At 71.2% G+C, this 23573-nt stretch carries 20 protein-coding genes; 9 read left to right on the forward strand and 11 right to left on the reverse strand.

Features of this window, described 5'->3' with window-relative positions:
• Positions 1–47: 47 nt before the first annotated feature.
• On the reverse strand, positions 48–1562 hold the full coding sequence (locus tag ACFY2X_RS15385; protein WP_389938212.1) for a phytoene desaturase family protein: 1515 nt from the start codon (positions 1560–1562) through the stop codon (positions 48–50).
• Positions 1563–1755: 193 nt separating this feature from the next.
• Complete coding sequence (locus ACFY2X_RS15390; RefSeq protein WP_389938215.1) at positions 1756–2652, reverse strand: LysR family transcriptional regulator; 897 nt, start codon at positions 2650–2652, stop codon at positions 1756–1758.
• Positions 2653–2773: 121 nt separating this feature from the next.
• Here ACFY2X_RS15390 and ACFY2X_RS15395 point away from each other — a divergent pair, with 121 nt between their 5' ends.
• The 4 genes from ACFY2X_RS15395 (at position 2774) to ACFY2X_RS15410 (ending at position 7628) form a co-directional block, all read left to right on the forward strand.
• The gene (locus ACFY2X_RS15395) at positions 2774–3934 is read left to right on the forward strand and encodes a YeiH family protein (RefSeq protein WP_389938218.1); all 1161 of its coding nucleotides are present in this window, start codon (positions 2774–2776) and stop codon (positions 3932–3934) included.
• 119 nt (positions 3935–4053) lie between these two features.
• Positions 4054–4992 (forward strand): pseudouridine-5'-phosphate glycosidase, encoded by a 939-nt coding sequence (locus ACFY2X_RS15400; RefSeq protein WP_389938221.1) that lies wholly within the window; start codon positions 4054–4056, stop codon positions 4990–4992.
• 7 nt (positions 4993–4999) lie between these two features.
• On the forward strand, positions 5000–5950 hold the full coding sequence (locus tag ACFY2X_RS15405) for a carbohydrate kinase family protein (RefSeq protein ID WP_389938224.1): 951 nt from the start codon (positions 5000–5002) through the stop codon (positions 5948–5950).
• A gap of 64 nt (positions 5951–6014) precedes the next feature.
• Positions 6015–7628, forward strand: a complete 1614-nt coding sequence (locus tag ACFY2X_RS15410) for a hypothetical protein (protein WP_389938228.1) — start codon at positions 6015–6017, stop codon at positions 7626–7628.
• A gap of 141 nt (positions 7629–7769) precedes the next feature.
• Here ACFY2X_RS15410 and ACFY2X_RS15415 read toward each other — a convergent pair whose 3' ends face one another.
• Positions 7770–9824 (reverse strand): beta-galactosidase, encoded by a 2055-nt coding sequence (locus tag ACFY2X_RS15415; protein WP_389938231.1) that lies wholly within the window; start codon positions 9822–9824, stop codon positions 7770–7772.
• A gap of 378 nt (positions 9825–10202) precedes the next feature.
• Between ACFY2X_RS15415 and ACFY2X_RS15420 the strand changes: the two genes are divergently transcribed.
• Positions 10203–11276, forward strand: a complete 1074-nt coding sequence (locus ACFY2X_RS15420; protein WP_389938234.1) for a LacI family DNA-binding transcriptional regulator — start codon at positions 10203–10205, stop codon at positions 11274–11276.
• Positions 11277–11707: 431 nt separating this feature from the next.
• On the opposite strand, the gene ACFY2X_RS15425 is transcribed toward ACFY2X_RS15420, so the two are convergent.
• A complete protein-coding gene (locus tag ACFY2X_RS15425) occupies positions 11708–11860 on the reverse strand; it encodes a DoxX family protein (protein WP_389938237.1) in 153 nt (50 codons plus the stop codon).
• A gap of 77 nt (positions 11861–11937) precedes the next feature.
• Between ACFY2X_RS15425 and ACFY2X_RS15430 the strand changes: the two genes are divergently transcribed.
• Positions 11938–12465: a MarR family winged helix-turn-helix transcriptional regulator gene (locus ACFY2X_RS15430; protein ID WP_389938242.1), complete on the forward strand. Its 528-nt coding sequence runs from the start codon at positions 11938–11940 to the stop codon at positions 12463–12465.
• A 23-nt stretch (positions 12466–12488) separates the two neighbouring features.
• Here ACFY2X_RS15430 and ACFY2X_RS15435 read toward each other — a convergent pair whose 3' ends face one another.
• The 3 genes from ACFY2X_RS15435 to ACFY2X_RS15445 all read right to left on the reverse strand — a co-directional run bounded on the left by ACFY2X_RS15435 (position 12489) and on the right by ACFY2X_RS15445 (position 15235).
• A complete protein-coding gene (locus ACFY2X_RS15435; protein ID WP_389938244.1) occupies positions 12489–12791 on the reverse strand; it encodes a hypothetical protein in 303 nt (100 codons plus the stop codon).
• 2 nt (positions 12792–12793) lie between these two features.
• A complete protein-coding gene (locus ACFY2X_RS15440; RefSeq protein ID WP_389938247.1) occupies positions 12794–14377 on the reverse strand; it encodes an amino acid transporter in 1584 nt (527 codons plus the stop codon).
• Between the two features lie 255 nt (positions 14378–14632).
• A complete protein-coding gene (locus ACFY2X_RS15445; RefSeq protein WP_389938250.1) occupies positions 14633–15235 on the reverse strand; it encodes a PadR family transcriptional regulator in 603 nt (200 codons plus the stop codon).
• Positions 15236–15325: 90 nt separating this feature from the next.
• Between ACFY2X_RS15445 and ACFY2X_RS15450 the strand changes: the two genes are divergently transcribed.
• A complete protein-coding gene (locus ACFY2X_RS15450) occupies positions 15326–16270 on the forward strand; it encodes an alpha/beta hydrolase (RefSeq protein ID WP_389938252.1) in 945 nt (314 codons plus the stop codon).
• Positions 16271–16371: 101 nt separating this feature from the next.
• Positions 16372–16926: a YceI family protein gene (locus ACFY2X_RS15455; protein ID WP_389938255.1), complete on the forward strand. Its 555-nt coding sequence runs from the start codon at positions 16372–16374 to the stop codon at positions 16924–16926.
• 117 nt (positions 16927–17043) lie between these two features.
• On the opposite strand, the gene ACFY2X_RS15460 is transcribed toward ACFY2X_RS15455, so the two are convergent.
• Genes ACFY2X_RS15460 through ACFY2X_RS15475 form a run of 4 tightly spaced genes read right to left on the reverse strand, consistent with a single transcriptional unit; the run spans position 17044 to position 22833 of the window.
• Entirely contained in the window at positions 17044–18231 is a 1188-nt protein-coding gene (locus ACFY2X_RS15460; RefSeq protein ID WP_389938258.1) for an acyl-CoA dehydrogenase family protein, read from the reverse strand.
• Between the two features lie 8 nt (positions 18232–18239).
• The gene (locus tag ACFY2X_RS15465; protein ID WP_389938260.1) at positions 18240–19187 is read right to left on the reverse strand and encodes a hydroxymethylglutaryl-CoA lyase; all 948 of its coding nucleotides are present in this window, start codon (positions 19185–19187) and stop codon (positions 18240–18242) included.
• A complete protein-coding gene (locus ACFY2X_RS15470; protein ID WP_389938263.1) occupies positions 19187–21211 on the reverse strand; it encodes an acetyl/propionyl/methylcrotonyl-CoA carboxylase subunit alpha in 2025 nt (674 codons plus the stop codon). Before ACFY2X_RS15470 ends, ACFY2X_RS15465 begins: the two co-directional genes overlap by 1 nt.
• A 53-nt stretch (positions 21212–21264) precedes the next feature.
• Positions 21265–22833 carry a carboxyl transferase domain-containing protein gene (locus tag ACFY2X_RS15475; RefSeq protein ID WP_389938266.1) on the reverse strand — a complete coding sequence of 523 codons (1569 nt, stop codon included), beginning with the start codon at positions 22831–22833 and terminating at the stop codon, positions 21265–21267.
• Between the two features lie 88 nt (positions 22834–22921).
• On the opposite strand from ACFY2X_RS15475, the gene ACFY2X_RS15480 reads away from it, so the two are divergent.
• Positions 22922–23521, forward strand: coding sequence for a TetR/AcrR family transcriptional regulator (locus ACFY2X_RS15480; RefSeq protein WP_389938269.1), 600 nt, complete (start codon positions 22922–22924; stop codon positions 23519–23521).
• The last annotated feature ends 52 nt before the right edge of the window (positions 23522–23573 follow it).

Here is a 23573-nt window from a genome sequence, read left to right on the forward strand (position 1 = left end):
CCCCAACGCTAGGCGCTCATCATGAGAACTCGATGAACGACGGCTCGTCAGCTCAGCAGCGCCATGGCCGCGTTGTGGCCGGGGATGCCGCTGACGCCGCCGCCGCGCCGGGCGCCCGCGCCGCAGATCAGGATGCGCTCGAAGGGGGTCTCCACGCCCCACGTCCCCGGTTCGCCGAACGGCCAGGAAAGGTCCCGGTGGAAGATGTGGCCGCCGGGCAGGCCCGCCTCGTTCTCCAGGTCGACGGGGGTCTTGGCCTCCAGGCAGGGACTCCCGTCGGGGGCGCGCAGCAGGCAGTCCTCGATCGGCTCGGCGAGCACCTGGTTGACCGAGGCCAGCGTGGCCTTCAGCGCGGCCTCGCGTGCTCCGTCCGGGTCCTCACGGAACAGCCGGGCCGGCATGTGCAGCCCGAACAGGGTCATCGTCTGGGCTCCGGCGGCACGCAGCTCGGGACCGAGGATGGACGGGTCGGTCAGGGAATGGCAGTAGACCTCGGCCGGGGGCAGTTCCGGAATCCGCCCGGCCGACGCCTCGGCGTAGGCGCGGGCGAGCTGGTCCCGGCCCTCGTTGATGTGGAAGGTGCCGCTGAAGGCGGCCTTGGGATCCACCGCGGCGTCCCTGAGCCGGGGCAGCCTGGACAGCACCATGTTGACCTTCAGCTGGGCGCCCTCGGGTGCGGGCTCTCCGGATCCCAGCAGGCGGGCGAGTACGGCGGGCGGCACGTTGGCCAGGACCCGCTCGCCCCGGACCTCGTGTTCCCCGTCCTCGTCGCGGAAGGTGACCTCCCCGGAGGGGTCGATGGCGAGGACCTCCGCCCCGGTCAGGATCTCGGCCCCGGCCGCGCGCGCGGCGTCGGCAAGGCCGTCGGAGATCGCGCCCATGCCGCCGACCGGGACGTTCCAGTCACCGGTCCCGTCGCCGATCACGTGGTAGAGCAGGCACCGGTTGGCCAGCAGGCTCTGGTCGGAGGGGTCGGTGAAGGTGCCGATCAGGGCGTCGGTGAGCACCACTCCCCGCACGGTGTCGTGGGCGAAGCGCTCGTCCACGACTTCGCCGATCGGGCGCTCGAACAGCTCCCGCCACGCCTGGTCGCCGACGAGGTCGCGCATCGCCGCGCGATCCATGAGGGGTTCCAGCAGGGTCGGTGCGATCCGCTGGGCCACGTCGGCGGTCATCGTGTAGAAGCGCCGCCATGCCTCCAGGTCGGCCGAGCCTCCCGTGACCCGGGCGAAGGAGACGGCGGTGTGGTCGGCGTTGCCGTTGTCCACCAGCAGGCCGGTGTCCCCCGCGGGCGTGTAGGAGGCGTAGCGGCGGCGGCGCAGCTCGAACTTGAGCCCGAGGTCGGCCACGACCTTGGCGGGCAGCAGGCTGACCAGGTAGGAGTAGCGCGACAGCCGTGCGTCGACTCCGGAGAACGCCTGCGTCGACACGGCGAGGCCGCCCACGTGGCCGAGGCGTTCGAGAACGAGGACCCTGCGGCCCGCGCGGGCGAGGTAGGCGGCGGCGACCAGGCCGTTGTGGCCGCCTCCGGCGATCACAACGTCATAGCGGGAACGAAGCACGAGACATCCCAAGGTGAGGTGAGGGCGTGACAGGTCGAAGGCTCCCCCGTGGAAATTCGGGGGTTCCCGCAGGTCAGAGACCGGTCTGCCAATGCGGCTCGGGACGGAGCACGCTTGAAATCTCAATCAACACCACGTCATGCACCATACAGCGAAGACGACAAATCGGTCTACAGGGTCAATTACTCCGCAGTCATTCCCTCGCGGCGGAAAGGGTGATCTTCAACAGGGTGGCCGCGGGGCCGGTGGGGGTGCGGCCCCGGCGCCAGACCGCGCGGAGGCGACGCTGAAGGTCGATGCCCCGGGTGGGCACCTCGACCAGCCGGCCGGTGGCCAGTTCCGCCTCCACGGCGTAGCCGCTGAGCACGGCGGGGGCGGCGCCTTCGCGGGTGGCGCCCTTGACGGCGGCGTTGGAGCCGAGCTCCAGCCGGGGAGCCGCCGCGGCGTGACCGGCCAGCGCGCGGTCCAGGGTCTCGCGGGTGCCGGAGCCCCGCTCGCGGACGACCAACGGGGTGGCGGCCAGCTCGGCGGCCAGCAACATGGTACGGCGGCGCGCCCACGGGTGGCCCGGCGCGACCACCACGACGAGCCGGTCGGTGGCCACCACCCGGGAGGTCAGTCCCGGGGGAACCGAGGGCCCCTCCACGAAGCCGAGCTCGATCCCGCCGCTGACCAGCCTGGCCACCTCAGCCGAGTTCTGCACGTCCAGCCCGACCTGGACCTGGGGCTCGCGGTTCTGCAGCTCCCCCAGCCAGCGCGGCAGCAGGTATTCGGCCACGGTCATGCTGGCCGCGATGTGCAGATGGGCCTCCCTGCCGTGCCGTACCGCGTCGGCGCCGCGCATCAGCTCCTCGGCCGCCGCCAGCACCTGCATCGCCCAGGCCGAGATCATCACGCCCTGAGGGGTGAGGACGGAGCCGCGCGGGGTGCGCTCCAGCAGGAGCAGCCCCAGACGTCGCTCCAGCAGCGCGATCCGCTTGCTCGCCGACGGCTGGGCGATGCCCGCCGCCCTGGCAGCCTGGCCGAGGCTGCCCAGGCGGTCCACATCGACGAGCAACCGTAACGACTCGAGATCGGGCAACTGACTCATAGCCCTAGGCTATGACCTTCCAGGAAGATCGCCACTACTGGCCGGGCCCGGCCGTGCCGACACTCGATTCATGGCCCTCCTCCCATCCTCCGGACACCCCACCGACAGGAATGACCCGGGCATGAGCGGGCGCGCGCACCCCGACCGGCCGGAGACCCCGGCGCGGCGGGCCCTCCCGGTCCAGAAGTGGACGGCGGGGATCGGCGCCCTCCTGCCGGGCCTCGGCGTGGCGGCCGTCGCGGTGCTTCTGTCGACGTCGCTGAGCCAGGCCCTGCCGGGGGTGAGCGCGGCCGTCATCGCGGTGGCCTGCGGGATCGTGCTCACCAACCTTGGGGGCGTTCGCCCGTCGTTCCGCCCGGGCCTCAGGTTCGCGGCCCGCCGCGTGCTCCGCCTGGCGATCGTGCTGCTCGGGCTCCAGATCGCCCTGCCCGAGGTGCTGGCACTGGGCTGGCGGGCGCTCATGGTGATCGCCGCCGCCACCGGTGGCACGTTCCTCGCCACGCGCTGGATCGGAGCGCGGATCGGAGTGAACCCGCGCAGGTCGCTGCTCATCGCCACGGGGGTGTCCATCTGCGGGGCCGCGGCCGTGGCCGCCATGCACGAGGTGGCCGACAGCGACGACGACGACCTGGCGAGCGCGATCAGCGTGGTGGTCCTGTACGGCAGTGCCGCGATCGTCACGCTGCCGCTGCTCGCCGGGCTCCTCGGCCTGACACCGCACCAGCTCGGCATGTGGGCCGGCGCGTCGGTCCACGAGGTCGCCCAGGTGGCGGCCATCGGCGCGGCGGCCGGGGCGGGGGTGCTGGCGAGCGCGGTGGTGGTCAAGCTGGCCAGGGTCGTCCTGCTCGCCCCGATCGTGGGGCTGACCTCCGTGGCCCTGCGCCGTGCCGCGGCCCGCACGCTCCCGGGCCGGGAGACCGTGCCCGCCGAGGACCGGAGCCGTTCCCCGCTCGAGACGGCGGAAGGAGACCGGGCGGGCCTGCCCGCGCGGGGCGCGCCGGACCGCCCGGCGGCGAAGGCGGGGCGGCCGCCGGTGGTGCCCCTGTTCGTGGTGGGGTTCCTCGCGATGGTGATCGTGCGGAGCCTGGGCGTGGTGCCCGCCGGGGTTACCCGAGCGCTCCCCGAGGTGACAGCAGTGTTACTCGCGGCCGCACTCTTCGGGCTGGGGACAGGCGTCAACCTCAGGGAGCTCGCGCGCGGCGGCCGGGCGCTGCTTCTCGGCGGAGTCGCCACGGCCATGATCGCCGTAATATCACTACTCGGCGTGGTCACCTTTGGCTGATCTTTAAGTGGACGTCTCCCCACAACCGCCGTAACGTGCTCCTTTTGGAACAAGCAACCCCGTTTACATCGTTCCAAAAGGGCAATCATCCGGCCCGGACGAGGAGACAGAACCCGCTCATGCGTACCACCCAGCAGCCCATCGACAACGTGCTCCGCCCGTCCGACGAGGTGGCCGAAGCACTGGCGCAGGGCGCCCCGGTCGTGGCACTCGAATCCACGATCATCTCGCACGGGCTGCCCCAGCCTCGCAACCTCGAGGTCGCGAGGGAACTGGAGGAGATCGTCCGCCAGGCGGGGGCCGTACCCGCGACGATCGCGGTGCTGGACGGTGTGGCGCACATCGGGCTGGACGAGAGCGAGCTCAAGCGGATCGCCACCGAGCCGGGCCTGCGCAAGCTGGGCTTCCGTGACCTGCCGGCCGCCGCGGCGCTGAAGGCCAGCGGGGCGACCACGGTCTCGGCGACCTCGTTCCTGGCCGCCCGGGCGGGCATCCGGATCTTCGCCACCGGCGGCCTCGGCGGCGTGCACCGCGGGTGGACCGAGAGCCAGGACGAGTCGGCCGACCTCGACATGCTGAGCCGTACTCGCATCACCGTCGTCTGCGCGGGTGTGAAATCGATTCTGGACGTCCCGGCCACCCTGCAGCGGCTGGAGACCCGGGGCGTCACCGTCGCCGGGTTCCGCACCGACGAGTTCCCCGGTTTCTACCTGCACAGCTCCGGTGAGCCCGTCGACTGGCGAATCGAGACCCCGGCCGAGGCCGCGGGCGTCATGCGGGCCCAGGACGCGCTCGGCGGCCCGGAGACCGCCCTGATCGTGGCCAACCCCGTGCCGCTGGACGAGCAGCTCGACCCCGCCCTGCACGACCGGGTCCTCGCCGGGGCCCTGGAGTCGGCCGAGCAGCAGAACATCACCGGCCAGGCCATCACCCCCTTCCTCCTGGACTATCTGGTGAAGGGCACCGACGGCGCCTCCCTGGAGGCGAACCTGGCCGCCGTACGAGGAAACGCCCGCCTCGCCGGGCAGATCGCGGCATCGTGGAGCCGGGGAAACTGAGGAAGTCGTGACCCGAACGGGCCTGCTAATCATCGGCGACGTGGTCACCGACGTCGTCGCGCTTCATGGAGGGCCGGCCCTGACGGGACTGGCCACCGGAACGGACACCGCCGCCGACATCGTGCTGCGTCCGGGCGGCTCGGGAGCCAACACGGCTTCCTGGGCCGCCCGGCTGGGCGCCGACGTCCGGATTCTGACCCGCGTCGGCTTCGACACCGGCGAGTGGCACGCCGCCGAGCTGCGGCGCGGCGGGGTCCGCCCGCACCTGCGGGTGGACCCCGACCGGCCGACCGCCGTGGTGATCGCCATGGTCGACACGTCCGGCGAGCGTTCCATGCTCACCAACCGGGGCGCGAGCGGGCACATCGGCCCCGACGACTGGGACGAGAGCCTGCTCGACGGGGTGGCCCACCTGCACCTGTCCGGATACACGCTGTTCGCCGAGCCGGGACTGCGGCTGGCCCGGCTGGCTCTGGCCCAGGCCGTCCAGCACGGCGTCACGATCAGCGTCGATCCGGCCTCGACCGGATTCCTCCGTTCCTTCGGTCCCGAGCGCTTCATCCAGGAGACGCTGGCCGCCCAGCTGATCATCCCCAACCTGGACGAGGCGCTGCTGCTCACCGACGAGACCTCCACCGAGCGGGCCGCCGAGAAGCTGAGCCTGCGGTACGGCGCGGCGGCCGTGAAGCTCGGCTCCCGGGGCGCGTTGATGGCCAGGGAGGGAAAGTTGACCGCTCGGGTTCCCGGGCTCGCCGCGGAAGTGGTTGACTCGACCGGAGCGGGAGACGCGTTCGCCGCCGGCCTGTTGACCGCCCTGCTGAGCGGGGTGGGCGACGAGGCCGCGCTGGACGCGGGACGCCGGGCCGGAGCCGAGGCCGTGACAGCCGTCGGCGGCCGTCCCCGGATACTCTCGTCCGATTTGGGTACGAACCGGCTTTACCCTCTTAACACCAATTGATAGCTTGCGGCGTAGGCTGCACCATTAGCCACATGCGTCACCTTGGGGAGGTTGCGGTCCATCGATGGATGCCGAGTCATCGATCTGCCTGAGTGATCTGGTTCCGGCCCTGCGCTGGAGCCGGCCCCAGCAGGTCGCCGAAGCCCTGGCCGACCCCCGCCTGCCCGCCGGCTGGTGGTCCTCGGTCACCCTGCCCAAGGCCCTCGGCGCCGCCGGACTCGACTGGGTCTGCGACCGGCTGGCCCGGCTCTCGGTGTCCCGCTGGGACCACCTGCCGCTGAGCGACGTGCTGCCCGCCCTGCATGTGCACACGGTCGACCCCACCCTGCCCGGCTGGTCCGAACCCGCCCGCTCGGCCATCGCCGGGCTGGGCGGCTGGTCCAGGCTACGCCGCCTGACCGCAGCGGATCTCAGCGGCCCCATGGTTCCCGCCTCCCCCGAGGTCGTGGTGACCGCCATGTTCCGCGAAGTTCTCGGCCAGATCCCGGGAATCGCCGAGCAGCCGGCGCCTGCCGCGCCGCTGCCCGCGGAGGCTCCGCCCCGGCAGGCGCAGCGGCCGGAACAGCAGGCGCCTCCGGTTCCGCAGCAGGCCCCGGCCCCCGAGCCCCAGGTCCGCCTCAGCGACTACCCGCTGGTGGGCCTGGTGGACAACATGTTCCGCGACTGGAATCCCCTTGAGCGCGCGGTCGCCGTAGAACGGTTGTTCGCCGTCGACCCGATCAGCCTGCGCGCGCTCGCGCACAAGCTCAACGCCGACCGCGACGCGCTCTCGATGGCCCAGCGCACCGCCGAGGAACGCATCCTGCTCTGGCTGCGCTCCTCCGAGTCCGCCCCGCTCACCGGTCACATGTTCGGGCTCACCGAATGGCTGGGCGCCGCCGCGACCCAGCAGCAGCTCATCGGCGCCGACCCCGCGCACCCCGTCGAAGTCCCCACGCTCCGCACCCCGCTCTGGCGGGTGCTGGTCACGCTCATGCCCGACCGGCGCCTCCAGGACGGCTGGCTCGTCGTGGGCGACCTGGGCGGCCTGCGGGACCGCACCCGGCAACTCCTGGCGAGCAAACCGGCCGACGCCGACGTGGTCGCGCTCATGGAGCACCACCTCGGCATCCGCACGCACTCCGCCCAAGCCTGGCTGGACGCGCTCGCCGCCAGCGACACCACCGCGGGCGCGCCCGCGGTCGACGAGTCCGCCCCCGAGACGAACAGGCAGCTGCCCCGCCGTACGCCGGGGGCCAACGGTCATCACCACCGCGGCGGACAACCGATCCCGCAGGTGAACGCCAGCACCATCGACCCCCGCGCCGCCCTGGCCACGCTGTCGGCGCTGTCCGGCAACAGCCGGCCGCACCTGATCACCAGTCAGCGCGCCCCGTTCCCCCCGCCGACCAACCCCGCCACCGATCCGAGCCGCTGGCAGCGGATCGAGGTGACCAGCGAGCACCTGCGCGGCGGCCCGGTGGCGGTGCCGGAGGGATACGCCACCCGGCTCGGCATGCGCCCCGGCACGCTGCTGTCGGTGACCGGTCCCGGCGACAACGCCGTGGTGCTGGTCTGGCGGGACCACCCGGTCTTCGACTCCCTCCAGCCAGTACTGATGCGCCTGAACGCCAGGCCCGGCGACCAGGTGTACGTCACCGTGGACGGTTACCGCCTGGAGGCCCAGCTCCCCAGCTGAGGTGCGCGGCAGCCTGCCGGGCCGGTCCCGGCCCGCGCAACCGGTTGTGACCGCCTCGGCCGGTCGCCTCAGGAACGCCGGGCCCGCGTGAAACACGCGAGCCCGGCCGCGAGTCCCCGGCCCGGTGAACCGGTCACCGCGCTAACGGATGCCGGTGGCGGGTTCCGGCGTGCCGGAGGTGCGCAGCACGACCAGATCGCGCGGCGGCACCTCGATCCAGCCCGCGGGGTCGTGCTCGGCTCCGGTGAGCAGGTCGGTGCCTCCGGCTCGCAGCCATGCCGACTCGTCCTCGTGGTTGATCGCGAACAGGTAGCCGGCCTCGGGGCCCGTCCTGCGCACCAGCTCCAAACCCGGAGTGGCCTGCGCCACCGGCATGACACCGGCCTGCTCGCGGACCCGCTCCAGCAGCGCCGCGATGCCCGCCGGCTCCAGCTGGGTGGCGACGTACCAGGCGAGGCCCCGGCCGTACCGGTTGAGGGTGACCGCGGGCACTCCCGGCAGGGGGCCGTCCACGTAGGCGGCGACCGTGCTCGCCGTGGTGAGCTCCAGTTGCTCGGTCCAGGCGGAGGCCGCCCACATCGGTCCCGGCGCGTCCGGGCGGACCTCGGCGGACGTTCCGGGCAGCAGGGGGAAGAACTCCTCGACCCGGATTCCGAGCAGGTCGCGGAACGCGCCCGGGTAACCGCCGAGACGGATGTGGTCGTTCTCGTCGACGATGCCCGAGAAATAGGTCGTCAGCAGGTGCCCGCCGGCCTCGACGTACTCCGTGAGACGCCGGACGGTCGCGTCGGCGGTCAGGTAGAGCGTCGGGGCGAGCACGAGCCGGTAGCCTCCGAGGTCGGCCGAGGGCGGCACGACGTCGACGGAGACACCTGCCCGCCACATGGCCTCGTACCAGCCGAGGGCGATCTCCCGGTAACGCAGCCGGTCGGTGGGGTGCGAGTCGAGCTCACCGGCCCACCACGACTCCCAGTCGAACAGGATCGCCACGTCCGAGACCACGCGCGAGCCCTCGATCTCGGCGAGGGCCTTCAGGTCCTCGCCGAGGCCGGAGACGTCCCGCCAGACCTTGGACCGGGTGCCCGCGTGCGGCAGCATCGCCGAGTGGTACTTCTCCGCGCCCGCACGTGAGGCCCGCCACTGGAAGAAACAGACCCCGTCCGCCCCGTGCGCGACGTGGGCGAGGCTGCCCAGGCGCAGGGCTCCAGGCTGCTTGGCGGCGTTCACCGGCTGCCAGTTCACCGCGCTGGTCGCGTGCTCCATCAGGAGCCAGGGATCGCCGCCCGCGACGCCCCTGGTCAGGTCGGCGGAGAAGGAGAGCTCGATCTCGGGCCGGGCCCGGGCCACGTCGGGGTAGTGGTCGTTGGAGACGAGGTCCACCTCCTGCGCCCAGGTGGCGTAGTTCATGTTCCTGGTCTCCCCCATGATCATGAAGTTCGTGGTCACCGGGACGCCGGGCGTGATCCCGCGAAGGACATCACGTTCCGCGCACAGCTGGGCGCGCAGTTCATCGGAGGAGAAGCGGGCGAAGTCGAGCTGCTGGGTCGGGTTGACGTAGCTCGCCGCCAGGCGCGGAGGCAGGATCTCCTCCCAGTCGCTGTAGACCTGGCTCCAGAAATCCGTTCCCCAGGCCGCGTTGAGCCCGTCGAGGGTGCCGTAGCGCTCGCGAAGCCACACCCGGAAGGCGGCGGCGGAGACGTCGCAGTAACAGCGGGCGTTGTGGCAGCCGAGTTCGTTGGAGACGTGCCAGAGGACCAGTGCGGGGTGCCCGCCGTACCGCAGGGCCATCTCCTCCACGAGCCGCAGCGACCGCTCGCGGTAGACCGGGGAACTGGGGCACCAGGCCTGACGGCCACCGTGGTGGAGTCGCCGTCCCTCCCGGTCGATCGGCAGCACCTCCGGATGGGCATGGGTCAGCCAGGGCGGCGGCGAGGCGGTGGCGGTGGCCAGATCGACCGCGACGCCGCCTTCGTGGAGCAGGTCGAGGACCCGGTCGAGCCAGCCGAAGTTCCAGGTGTCCGGGGTCGGCTGCAACCGGGCCCAGGAGAAGATCCCGACGCTGACCAGATTGACGCCCGCCTCCCGCATGAGCCGGACGTCTTCGTGCCAGACCTCCTCCGGCCACTGTTCGGGGTTGTAGTCGGCGCCGTAGGCGAGGCCTGTCGGCCGGGGCCAGCGGATCCAGCGGTGAGGCATATCCATCCTTCGGGATGCGGTGGGATGCGTCCGCGTGCCGGGCGACCCCGGTCCGCGGACGCGTCGTCGGGGAAACGGAGACGGCGTCGTCAGAGGGCGGAGGCGGCCCGTCCGGCGTCAGCGGTGATCGGCGTGCCTGCCATGGAACATCGGCCCTCCGGATCAGGATGCATGTTTGCGCTAACACGGTCTCGAATGCCGAGCATCACACCATTCACCAAGAAACGTCAAGGTACGTCCAAAATGAACAGGGAATTTCCCGCCATCCGGGGATATGTCGCACCGGTACATTCGGGCGCTATCGTGTTAGCGCTGCCATCATCCATCGTCGTTCGCGCCCCTGCCATGGCACCATGACCCCGGGAGAGAGGAACGCCAGTGACCACAGCCGGCGAGGTTCCGCCACAGGGCCGCGGCCGCGGCAGGAAGGCCCCGTCGATGGCCGATGTGGCCCGGCTGGCCGGGGTGTCCGCCCAGACCGTCTCTCGGGTGGTGAACAACCGCTCCAACGTCGAGGAGACGACCAGGGACCGCGTGCTCTCGGCCATGCGCGCACTGGGCTACCAGCCCAACGGCGCCGCACGGGCCCTGGCCACCGGCCGGTTCGGCACGATCGGGGTGATCTGTTTCACGCTGAACAGCCACGGGAACGTGCGCACCCTGGACGGCATCGCGACCGCGGCCCTGGAGGCCGGGTTCTCCATCAACCTGATGGGCGTCACCGGGCCGACCAACCGGGAGGTCCGCGAGGCCTTCACCCGGCTCAACACCCAGGCGGTCGACGGTGTGATCATCATCGAGGCACAGGTGCTCGACTCGCCCTCGCTCCGGCTGCCCCAGGGCGTGCCCGTCGTGATGGCCGACGGGCACGGCGGTCAGGAATATCCGGTCGTGGATTCCGACCAGGTCACCGGCGCCCGCCTCGCCACCGAGCACCTGCTCGAACGCGGCCACGCCACGGTCTGGCACGTGGCCGGACCGCCGGACGCCTACTCCGCCCGGCGCCGCCACGCCGCCTGGCTGGAGACCCTGGAGCGAGCAGGCAGGCCCGTGCCCCAGGTTTTGTTCGGCGACTGGACGGCCGAGTCCGGCTACCGGCTCGGCAGGCATCTCGCCCGCGACCCGGAGGCGACCGCGGTCTTCGCCGCCAACGACCAGATGGCCATGGGGGTGCTGCGGGCGATGCACGAGTCCGGACGGGCGGTTCCCGGCGACGTGGCCGTGGTCGGTTTCGACGACACGCCGGAGGCCGCGTACATGTGGCCGGCGCTGACGACCGTCCGGCAGAACTTCGCCCAGGTGGGCAGGGCGTGCGTGGAGGTCCTGCTCGACCAGGTCAGGACCGGGACCCTAGCCCGGGGAGACGTGCAACTGGTGCCCGTCGAGCTGGTGGTGCGGTCGAGCTCCGACGCGAAGGCGGCCGGCCTTCAGGAGGCGGCCCGCCGATCGTGATCCGTGCCGCCCCGGCTCCACGGCCACCGGCTTCGCCCGGCCTCCGGACCGGCCCGCACGGAACCCACGCGGTGACGGCCCGGACCGCCCCTCCGGGGCACGCCTAGGCCGTCACGCGCCGCCACCACAGGCCGTCGAGGGCGAGAACGAACTCTTGACGCGCTCTTCGGCATGAATGCCGAAGATTCAGCCCGCGCCACACGAATGCAGCACCTCTGCGGCTTCCTGCTTCACCGACCTGCGCCACCGAGATGGTCTTACCGGGTCTCCACAGGCTTGCGAACCTTCCGGCTCCGTTCCCGCCCGCCCGGCGGTACCTGACACAAGCAACCTACCAGGCGCCCTTCCGCCCTGACGGCGAAATGGCTGTTCCCCGCTACGCGGGAGAGTCCGCTTCACCCCGGCCTGAAAACCGGAACACTGCTGACGAATCAGGTAGCCGCCGGGACCCCTGCCGACTCGAAGAGCGCCGTCGTCCCGCCGATCCCCATCGTCGTGAACTTCTGCCAGCCGTGGACAAGGAAGATCGCACCGATGCCGATCCGTCCCAGCAGCAGGGCGACGGGGCGTACGCGGTCAAGCATGGCAACTCCTCTAGTTGTTCGAATTTGAATGACATGATAGGAGGTAGTTCAAATTCAAACAAACATAGAATGGGCGGGTGACGGACACGCGATGGCTCAGTGACGACGAACTGGACGCCTGGGTGACGTATGTCAAAGCGACACACCTGCTGGAGCGGCGCGTCGAAGAGCAGCTGAAAGCCGACTCCGGGCTGACCCACGCCCAGTACGAGATCCTCGTCAAGCTCTCGTCCGCCCCCGACCGGCGGATGCGGATGACCGAACTCGCACACAAGGTGGTCGTGTCCAAAAGCGGCCTCACCTACCAGGTCGGCCAGCTCGAAAAGGCCGGCCTCGTCCGGCGGACCACCTGCCCCTCGGACGACCGGGGTGTCCTGGCCGTCCTCACCGACGAGGGCACACGCTGCCTGGAGCGGACCGCGCCGGGGCATGTGGCCGTCGTCCGCGCCTTCCTGATCGACCAGCTCACCCCCGACGAGCTCCGGACCATGGCGAGGATCATGGCGAAGGCCACGGCGGCGATGACGGCGGCTCCCGGTCACACGATCGAGACGAGGGCCGCCACGCGGCGTCCGGGAGCCGGGAGTCGCGCCGCGAGCGGCTGATCCACCGCGACGCCCGGCCGTGCTCAGCCGACGTGGACCTGCGGCCGGCGATCCGGGCGAGGCTCGGCTCTCCTGAGGATCTCGCGGGTCAGCGGAGGGATGTCACCCCCGCCGAGAACGAGATAGCGGAGCAGGGCCACCACCGGGTTGCCCTCGGCCCAGTGGAAGTAGATCTGCGGTATGAGGCCGGTCCGGTCTCGCAGATGGAGCAGGATACCGGCGATCGCGTTGGCGACCGCCGGGCTGCGTGCGACCAGGAAACGGCAGCCGTCCCGCTCCTCGCCCCCGACCGCGAGTTTGCTGCCGAACTCCGAGGCGTCGGTCACCGTCACCTCCAAAAGAGCGTCGGAACGTCCCCCGGCAGGTGATGCAGCTCACGCGCCCGCCGTTCCCTCTCATGGCAGCTCGTCCGGGCTTCGTCATCGGGGTTGCCGGCGATCAGAAGAAGCTGGCCCGACGCGATCATCTCCTCAACGAGCGACCGGGCCTCCGGATCGAGGACGACATCCTCCACCCGGAGTTCGAACGAGCGGCTGGCCCGTGAGACGAAGGACGTGGCGACGATCGCCGCGATGAAGAAAGACGCGATCTTGATCCCTTCGGGACGTTCGAAGACGTTGGCAATCGTGGTGTAGACGAATACCAGCGTGATCGCGCCGAACGCGATCACCCCTCCGCGGTCGCCCCGGGAACGGGCCGACAGGGTGACGGCGATGGCGGCGGAGAGGATCACGACGAGCACGCCCGTGGCGTACGCGCCACCCTGGGCGTCGACACCGGCCTTGAAGATGATCGTGATGACGAACGCGACGGCGGTGAAGACCAGCACGAGAGGACGTGTCGCCGCGGCCCACTGTGGCGCCATGCCGTACCGGGGCAGGTAACGCGGCACGATCGACAGCAGGCCGGCCATGGCCGACGCACCGGCGAACCACAGGATCGCGATCGTGCTGACGTCGTAGAGGGTGCCGAGGTTCCGCCCGAGATATTCGTGGGCGAGGTAGGCGAGGGCCCGGCCGTTGGCCTTGCCGCCCGGCTCGAACTCACGGGCGGGGATGAGCATCACCGTGACGAGACTGGAGGAGACGAGGAAGAAGCTCATGATCGACGCGGCGGCGGTGAGCAGGTGCCGGGTCCCCCGGATCCGGCCCGCGGGACGCCGGGGATCGTCATCGTGGCAGCCCCGCACCAGGGGCATCACGGCGACACCGGTCTCGAAGCCCGACAGCCCCAGTGCCAGCCTCGGGAAGACCAGGAGCGCCACACCGATCATGACCAGCGGGCTGGAGTACTGTGCGGACAGCACGGCCTTCCAGTCGGCCACGAGCTCGGGCCGGGCGAGGACGCGTTCCAGGGACACCGCCACCACGACCAGGTTGAGCGTCAGATAGGCGCCCACCAGAACCACCGCGATGCCGATGGCCTCGCTGAACCCGGCGAGGAAGACCCCGCCGAGCAGCGCGATGAGCCCCAGGGTGAGGCCGACGCGGTGACCTTGCAGGGCGTGCGGGACGAAGGGGTTCTCAATGACGTGGGCGGTGGCGTCCGCGGCCGACAGCGTGATGGTGATGATGAAGTCGGTCGCCAGGAAACCGAGCAGGACCAGCACCAGGAGCTTGCCCCGCCACCCGGGCAGATGGTGCTGGAGCATGGCGATGGACCCCTGCCCGTGCGGGCTCTCCTCCGCGACGCGGCGATAGATCGGCAGCGCGCCCAGCAGCGTCATCGCGACCAGGACCAGCGTGGCGATCGGGGACAGGACGCCCACGGCGAGGAAGGCGATCCCCGGCTGGTAACCCAGGCTCGAAAAGTAGTCCACACCGGTGAGGCACATGACACGCCACCACGGATGCTCCTCGCGCGTGGCCGCGCGTGCCTTCGCGGACGGCTCCGCCAGCAACCACCCGGACATCCGCCTCAGCAGGCGGGCGCCTCGCGCCCCCGCCTCCCCACGCGTCCTGCCCGGGCTCGTGCCCAACGCCGCCCCTCTCCATCGGAGATCGGCTCACCGGCCGGGAGCCGCCGGCCGCCTCCGTCCCTGAGACCCAGGGCGTCGCGTTCATACCCGGGGCGAGGGCCGGCCCACCCCCGGCTCCGGTGTCTTCGACGGCGTCGTCCGAGGTCAGGCGCTCCCGGAGGGCCTTCAGCCGAGCCCATTCGTCCGAGGTCAGGCGCTCCCGGAGGGCCTTCGGCCGAGATCAGTCTCGTCCGGGCCGGAGGGGGCGGCGAGGTCGAGGCGGTCCGGGTCCGCCGCCAGGGACTCCCAGAAGTCGACGTAGGTCTGTTCGTGCAGGATTCCGAGCTTCAGGAGCCGGGATCGGGACACCAGCCGGGTGCGGTCGGACGGGTCGAGCTCGGCGTGCAGGGACCGATAGAGGTCAAGCCATCGGCGGTGCTGCCTCGCCTGTTCGGTGGCCAGCGCGACGACGTCGGAGGGGTCACCGAGATCGGCGAAGAAGAGCTTGAGCTGCGAGGGGTCACGTGTCTCGGGCGGCGCGACATCCGGGTCGGCGAGCCAGCGCTCCAGTGCCCGGCGGCCCGCGTCGGTGAGGTGGAACACCCGCCGGCGCCGGCCGTGCTCCTCCGCCTCCTCCCTGAGCAGCCCCATCTCCGCGAGCCTGGGCGGATCCCGGTAAAGCTGCGCGTGGGGGATCGGCCAGAAGAACCCGACGCTCTCCTCCACACGCCCCTTCAGCTCGTACGGGGTCATCGGGCCGTGCCGGGCGATCAGTCCCAGCACGACATACGCCGACAGGCTCACTCCGTTCATCGCCCCTCCATCCCATTGACACCGTCTCAGTGAGACCATAGCTTTCGTCTCATCGATACCGTATCAATGAGACTATTAAGGAGAGGTTCGATGACCGCGATGTCCGTCCACCCCGAGCTGATCGACGTCCTCGCCACCATGACCGAACGCCCTACCGGCGATGTCGAGGCTCTCCGCGCCGGCTTCAGGGCACTGATGGCACCCCGGATGAAACCGGACGCCCGCCTCACCGTCGAGCACATGACCGTCCCCGGCCCCGGCGGCAACGAGATCGATGTGCATGTCCTCCGGCCGGCGGGAGCCGAGGGCGTCCTGCCCGGCGTGCTCTACATCCACGGAGGCGGCTTCGCCTACGGCGAGCTGGACGGCCCCAGCCCGATGGCGCGCGACGTGTGCGCCGAGGCCGGCGTGGTCGTGATCAACGTGCACTACCGACTGGCCCCCGAACACCCTTTCCCCGCCGGGATCGAGGACTGCTACGCCACCCTCCGCTGGATGGCCGGCAACGCCGCCGATCTCGGCATCGACCCCGAACGTATCGCTGTCACCGGCGCGTCCGCAGGCGGCTGCCTGAGCGCCGCCCTGTGCCTGATGACCCGCGACCGGCGTGGGCCGAAGATCGCCTACCAGTGCCTGCTGATCCCGGTCACCGACGACCGGGCGCGAACCGCCTCGATCGGGCGGATCACCGACCCGCGAATCGTCAACGGCCCGTCCGTCAGACGTGTCTGGGACACCTACCTGGGGCCCGGCCGCGGCGACGACGTCTCCCCCTACGCCGCACCGGCCCGTGCCACCGACCTGTCGGGGCTTCCGCCCGCCTACGTCCTGACCTGTGGCCTCGATCCCGTACGGGACGAAGGACTCGACTACGCCCGCCGGCTGATGGAGGCCGACGTCCCCGTCGAGGTCAAGGACGTCCCCGGCGCCTGGCACCTGTTCGAGGCCTTCGCCCCCGACAGCGACCTGGCCAGGCAGACCACCGCCCACTGGCTCGGCGCCCTGCGCACCGCCCTGCACGAGCTCCACCCGTGAGGCACGACGGGCGGCGAAAAGGACCGCGGCCACTCCCGGGACTCGTCACGCCGCTGGTGCGTGCCACCGCGGTCCCTTCGGGTGCGAGTTAGCCTGGCAAGGTGAGCATCACCACTGGCGACTACACGCTGGGCCCCGAGTCCGGCGCGCTCCTCGTCAACACGACCCGCACCGGGCTGGGCGCGAAGGCCGGTCATGATCTCACCATCGAGGTCACCCGCTGGCGCGGCGACGTGACACTCGACGCCGCCGACCCGGCCGGTTCCTCGGTGACCGTCGAGGCCGACGTCGCGTCACTCGAAGTGCGGGAGGGAACCGGCGGCATCAAACCGCTCACGGACTCCGACCGCGGAGAGATCAAGAAGATCATCCGAGAGAAGATCCTTCAGGCCGCGCGTCACCCGACGATCACGTTCCGGTCGACACGAGTCAGCGGGACCGCGGAGTCGTTCCTCGTCGAGGGCGACCTCACCATCCTCGGCGTCACGCAGCCCGTCACGCTGCAGGGCACGCTGGCCGACGACCGCGCGCGCGGCTCGGCGGCCGTCGTGCAGACCCGCTGGGGGATCCGGCCCTACTCGGCGTTGTTCGGCGCGCTCAAACTCAGCGACGAGGTCGGCGTGCGGTTCGACGTCGGCCTCACGCCGAAACGGTGACCCCGGCCACGAGACACCGAAGCTCCACGTCCGGCGGAGCAGGGCCGGTTCCGAGGTCGTCCCCGCCGATGGCGGGTCCCCGGATCAGCCCTGCTCTCACGCCGTGTCACCCGCGGTTCAGAGTTCCGCCAGCCCCAGCTCCCGCGCGATGAGCATGCGCTGGACCTCGCTGGTGCCCTCGCCGACCTCCAGGATCTTGGCGTCGCGGTAGAAGCGGCCGACGGGGTATTCGTTCATGAACCCGTAGCCGCCGAAGATCTGGGTGGCGTCGCGGGCGTTGTCCATGGCCGCGTTGCTGGAGACGAGCTTGGCGATGGCCGCCTCCTTCTTGAACGGCTCGCCGGCCAGCATCTTCTCGGCCGCGTGGTAGTAGGCCAGGCGGGCGGTGTGGGTGCGGACCTCCATGTCGGCGATCTTGAACTGGATGGCCTGGTAGTGGCCGATCGGGTGGCCGAACGCCCGGCGTTCACGGACGTAGCGCAGGCACTCGTCCACGCACCCCTGGGCCAGGCCGACCGAGAGCGCGGCGATCGCGATGCGGCCCTCGTCGAGGGTCTGCAGGAACTGCGCGTAGCCCCGGCCCCGCTCGCCCAGCAGATTCTCCGCCGGGACCCGGCAGTCGACGAAGGAGAGCTCGCGGGTGTCGGAGCAGTTCCAGCCGACCTTGGAGTATTTCTTCGAGACGGTGAAGCCCGGCGTCCCGGAAGGGACCAGGATCGTGGAGATCTCCGGTTTACCCCCACGGCCGTGGGGAGAGGCCTCACCGTCGCCTCCACGATAGCCGGTGATCGCGGCCACGCCCACGACACCGGTGATGTCGGTGCCGGAGTTGGTGATGAACGCCTTCGAGCCGTTGATCACCCACTCGTTCCCGTCCAGCACGGCCGTGGTCCGCATGCCGCCCGGCACGTCGGAGCCGCCGCCCGGCTCGGTCAGGCCGAACGCGCCCAGCATCTCGCCCGACGTCAAGCGGGGCAGCCACTCGGCGCGCTGCTCCGCCGTACCGAACCGGTAGATCGGCATCGCGCCCAGCGACACCGCGGCCTCCAGGGTGATGGACACGCTGGAGTCGACCCTGGCCAGCTCCTCCAGGGCCAGGCAGAGCGCGAAGTAGTCGCCGCCCATGCCGCCGTGCTCCTCCGGGATCGGCAGCCCGAACAGCCCCATGGCGCCCATCTGCCGCACGATGTCGTAGGGGAACTCCTCACGTTCGTAGAGATCCCCGATCACCGGAGCGACCACGTCGCGGGCGAACGCCTCGACGGTTTTACGCAGGTCTTCGTATTCGTCGCTGAGCTTGGGCATTGTCACTCCTAGGCGTGTTGATCGGTCGTACGGCGCGCCGGGTTCGCTCCCATGGCCTGCACGACCCGTGAAGGGCTGGGACGGCCGAGCTCCGCGGCCAGCCAGGTGCTGGTCTCCACCAGCGACTCAAGGTCCAGTCCGGTCTCCACGCCGAGGCCGTGCAGCATCCAGACCAGGTCTTCGGTGGCGAGGTTGCCGGTGGCGCTCTCGGCGTACGGGCAGCCGCCGATGCCGCCGGTGGAGGCGTCCACCACGGTCACGCCCGCCCGGAGGGCGGCGAGGGTGTTGGCCAGCGCCTGCCCGTAGGTGTCATGGAAGTGCACGGCCAGGCGCGAGGGTCCGCCGAAGGCCTCGATCAGGGCGGTCACGTGGCCAGGGGTGCCGACGCCGATGGTGTCGCCGAGCGAGAGCTCGTAGCAGCCCAGGTCGAGCAGCCTGCGGCCGACGGTGACCACCTGGTCGATCGGTGTCGGTCCTTCCCACGGGTCGCCGAAGCACATCGACACGTACGCCCTGACCCTCAGACCGTGGTCCAGCGCCCGCGCGACCACCGGCGCGAACATCTCGAACTGCGACTCCAGCGTCCGGTTCAGGTTCTTCCCGGCGAACGTCTCCGTGGCGCTGCCGAAGATCGCGATCTCCTGGACGCCGTGTTCGAGCGCCCGGTCGAGGCCGCGCTCGTTCGGCACGAGCACCGGATAACGCACGCCGGGGGCCCGCTCCATGCGGGTCAGCAGCTCGGAGGCGTCGGCGAGCTGGGGCACCCACTTGGGGTGCACGAAACTGGTCGCCTCGATCACCCGGTGCCCGGCGGCGGCCAGCCGGGCGACGAACTCCGCCTTGACCTCGACCGGAACCACCGCCGGCTCGTTCTGCAGCCCGTCTCGCGGCCCGACCTCGTAGATCGTGACCCGCTCCGGCAGCCCCGCCGCCGAGATCCTGTACGGCTCCCGCATCACGACTCCCCGTCCCGCCGGACGACCGCCAGCACGGCGTCCATGTCGACCGCCTGGCCGGTCCGCACCGGTAGCTCGGCGACCACTCCGGCGACCGGCGCGGTCACCGTGTGCTCCATCTTCATCGCCTCGACGATGAGCAGCGGCTGTCCCTCGTCCACCTGCTCACCCGCGGTCACCTTGATCACGAGGACCGTGCCGGGCATCGGGCTTCGGACCACCCCGTCTCCGGTGCCGCCCGCGCCCGCCCGATCGCCGGGGTCGCCCAGGTGGTGCCGGGTGAGCGCCCAGGCGCTCCCGTCGCGGCCGAGCCAGATCGTGTCGCCGTCCCGGGCGACGGCGTAGCGCCTGCTCACCCCGTCCAGGGTGATCAGCAGATCTCCGCCGTCGCGGGCCAGCCGGGCCCGGATGACCGCCGGTGCGCCGTTTCCGGACGACTCGCCGCCGTTTCCAGACAGCTCGCCGCCGCTCCCGGACGGCCGGTCTTCGGGCAGGCGGACCTCGGCTCCCGCCCCGGGAAGCCCGCGCACCCGGACCTCGGCCACCCCGTCGCGGCCCTCCAGCCGCCAGGTGGTCCACGCGGTCTCGCCCAGCCGCCAGCCGTCGGGCACGTCCCACGGGTCGGCCGGCGTGGTGGGCACACGGTCGTGGTGCAGGAGCAGGGCGGCCGCGGCCAGGACGTCGGAGGGAACGCCCTGATGGGAGATCAGCTCGTCGAGGTGACGTTCGACCAGGCCGGTGTCGAGGTCTCCCGCGACCACCTCAGGGTGGGTGATCAGTGCCCGCAGGAAGGCGATGTTGGTCGGCACGCCCAGCACGGTCGTCGCGGCGAGCGCCCCGTCCAGCCGCCGCAGCGCGCTCGCCCGGTCCGGCCCCCAGGCGATGACCTTGGACAGCATCGGGTCGTAGTCGCTGCCGACCGTGCCGCCGGCCATCAGGCTGGAGTCCACCCGGACGTCGGCGGGCTCGCGCAGTGCGAGGACCCGGCCACCGGTCGGCAGGAAGCCGCGGGAGGGGTCCTCGGCGTAGACCCGGGCCTCGACGGCGTGGCCGCTCAGCCTTATCTCGTCCTGGGTGAGCGGCAGCGGCTCACCGGCCGCGACCCTGAGCTGGAGCTCCACCAGGTCCAGGCCGGTGACCAGTTCGGTGACCGGGTGCTCGACCTGGAGCCGGGTGTTCATCTCCATGAAGTAGTAGTCGCCGGTCGCGCCCTGGACGATGAACTCGACCGTCCCGGCGCCGACGTAGCCGACGGACCTGGCGGCCTCGACCGCGGCGGCGCCCATGCTCGCCCGGGTCTCGGCGTCGAGCAGCGGGGAGGGCGCCTCCTCGATGATCTTCTGATGGCGGCGCTGCAGGCTGCACTCGCGCTCGCCCAGGTGGACGACGTTGCCGTGCGTGTCGGCCATCACCTGGATCTCGATGTGCCGGGGGTTCTCCACGAACCGCTCGATCAGGAGGGTCGCGTCGCCGAACGCGGCGGCCGCCGTACGGCGGGCGGACTCCAGCGCCTCCGGCAGCTCCGCGGCGGAGCGCACCAGCACCATGCCCTTGCCGCCGCCGCCCGCCGAGGGCTTGATCAGCGCCGGGAAGCCGACCCGCCCGGCGGCCTCGATCAGGTCGTCACCGGGTTCGGCGCCGCCCGGGACGACGGGAACCCCCGCCGCCGAGACGGTGGCCTTGGCCCGGATCTTGTCGCCCATCGCCTCGATGGCCTCCGGCGGCGGGCCGACGAACACCAGCCCTGCCTCGGCGCAGCGCCGGGCGAACGCCGTGTTCTCGGCCAGGAAGCCGTATCCGGGGTGCACGGCCTGGGCCCCGGCCGCCGCGGCGGCGGCCAGGATCCGGTCGATGTCGAGATAGCCGCCGCCGAGCCGTATCGCGACGTCGGCCTCGCGGACATGCCGCGCCCCGGCGTCGGCGTCGCTGTAGACCGCGACCGAGCGGATGCCCAGCCGCTTGAGGGTGCGGATGATCCGCAGGGCGATCTCGCCCCGGTTGGCGATCAGAACGGTGTCGAACATCCCGGGTGAACCCGGTGCCGGGCGGGGAGCTGGTGGGTGAGTCATGGGTGCGGTCACATCCGGAAGACGCCGTAGCCGATGGGGTCGAGGGGGGCGTTGGCCGCGGCGGACAGGGCCAGGCCCAGGACGGTGCGGGTGTCGAGGGGGTCGATGACGCCGTCGTCCCAGAGGCGGGCGGTGGAGTAGTAGGGGTTGCCCTGGTCCTCGTACTGCCGGCGGATGGCGTCGGGGTCGGCGTTGCCGACCGTGGAGAGCACGTTGGCGGCCTGCTCCCCGCCCATCACCGAGATGCGCGCGTTCGGCCACATCCACAGGAACCGTGGCGAGTAGGCCCGGCCGGCCATCGCGTAGTTGCCGGCGCCGAAGGAGCCGCCGACGACCACGGTGAACTTGGGCACCCGGGCGCAGGCGACGGCCGTGACCATCTTGGCGCCGTGCTTGGCGATGCCCCCGGCCTCGTATGCCTTGCCGACCATGAACCCGCTGATGTTCTGCAGGAACACCAGGGGGATGTTGCGGCGGTCGCACAGCTCGATGAAGTGCGCGCCCTTGAGCGCGGACTCGCCGAACAGGATGCCGTTGTTGGCGATGATCCCGACGGGGTGGCCGTGGATGTGAGCGAAGCCGGTGACGAGGGTGGCACCGTACTCGGCCTTGAACTCCAGCAGCCGGCTGCCGTCCACGACGCGGGCGATGACCTCCCGCACGTCGTAGGGCACGCGGGTGTCGGCGGGGACGATGCCGTAGAGGTCGCGGGGGTCGTGCACCGGCTCCTCGGACGGAACGCGGTCCCACGGGGAGGGGGTGCGCGGCGCCAGGGTGGCCACGATGTCGCGGACGATTCTCAGCGCGTGGGCGTCGTCCTCGGCGAGGTGGTCGGTGACGCCGCTGACCCGGGCGTGCAGGTCGCCGCCGCCCAGTTCCTCTGCGGTGACCTCCTCTCCCGTCGCGGCCTTCACCAGCGGCGGGCCGCCCAGGAAGATCGTGCCCTGGTTTCGGACGATCACCGCCTCGTCGCTCATCGCCGGGACGTAGGCGCCGCCCGCCGTGCACGAGCCGAGGACCGCGGCGATCTGCGGGATGCCCCGTGCCGACATGGTGGCCTGGTTGTAGAAGATCCGGCCGAAGTGCTCGCGGTCCGGGAAGACCTCGTCCTGCTTGGGCAGGAACGCACCGCCGGAGTCGACGAGATAGACACACGGGAGGTTGTTGTGGAGGGCGACCTCCTGGGCCCGCAGGTGCTTCTTGACCGTGATCGGGTAGTAGGTGCCGCCCTTGACCGTGGCGTCGTTCGCGACGACCACGCACTCACGGCCGGAGACACGGCCCACGCCGGTGATGATCCCGGCCGCGGGGGCCTGGTCGCCGTAGAGCCCGGTGGCGGCCAGCTGAGAGAGCTCCAGGAACCGGGATCCGGGGTCGAGCAGGGTGTCCACCCGGTCGCGGGGCAGCAGCTTGCCTCGCGACACGTGCCGGGCCCGTGACTTCTCCGGACCTCCCAGCGCGGCGGCCGCGAGCCGTTCCCGCAGGTCGGCGGCGAGCCGCTCGTTGACCTCCGCGTTGGCCTTGAAGCCCTCACCGCCCGGATCGCAGGCGCTTCGCAGCACCGGCCAGCCACTCATGCGAGCCCCCTCGTCCGGCTCCGTCGCCGTGGTTAACGATTACTAACTCCACCAGAGATGTTAGTCATCATTAACGTCACCGTCTACCATGCGAGATGTGACGACTGCCCAGACCCCTACCCGCAATCGCGGGTCACGGCGCACGGAGATCCTGGACGCCGCCGCGGAACTGTTCGCGGCGCGCGGCTTCCACGGCGTCTCCATCGAGGACATCGGCGGCGCGGTCGGCACTTCGGGCCCCGCTCTCTACCGGCACTTCAGCGGCAAGGAGGCGCTGCTGGCGGAGATGCTGCTGGACATCAGCGAGCGCCTGCACACCTCGGCGGCAAGCCGCGTGACCGCGGCCCCCGACGCGGAACACGCCCTGGACGCCCTGCTCAACGGCCAGATCGACTTCGCGCTCAGCCACCCCGCCCTGATCACCGTGCACGACCGCGAGCTCGGCAACGTCCCCGAGCCCGCCCGCCGCCAGATCCGCCGGCTCCAGCGGCTCTACGTGGAGGAGTGGGTCACCGTGCTGAGCGAGCTCTACCCGGGGTGTCCCCCGCCCCGCCTGCGGGCCGCGACCCACGCCGTCTTCGGGCTGCTCAACTCCACCCCGCACAGTGCGGGCGAACTGCCGGCCGAGGCGATGGCCGAGTTGATGCGGGACATGGCCCGTGCGGCGCTCGCCATGGTCCAAAGTTAGGAACTGCTAACACTGATCGTCGAGCCGCCCCGGCCACCACACGACTCGGGGC

Source organism: Streptosporangium sp. NPDC000396, from assembly GCF_042898655.1.
In the GTDB taxonomy this organism is placed as follows: Bacteria; Actinomycetota; Actinomycetes; order Streptosporangiales; family Streptosporangiaceae; genus Streptosporangium.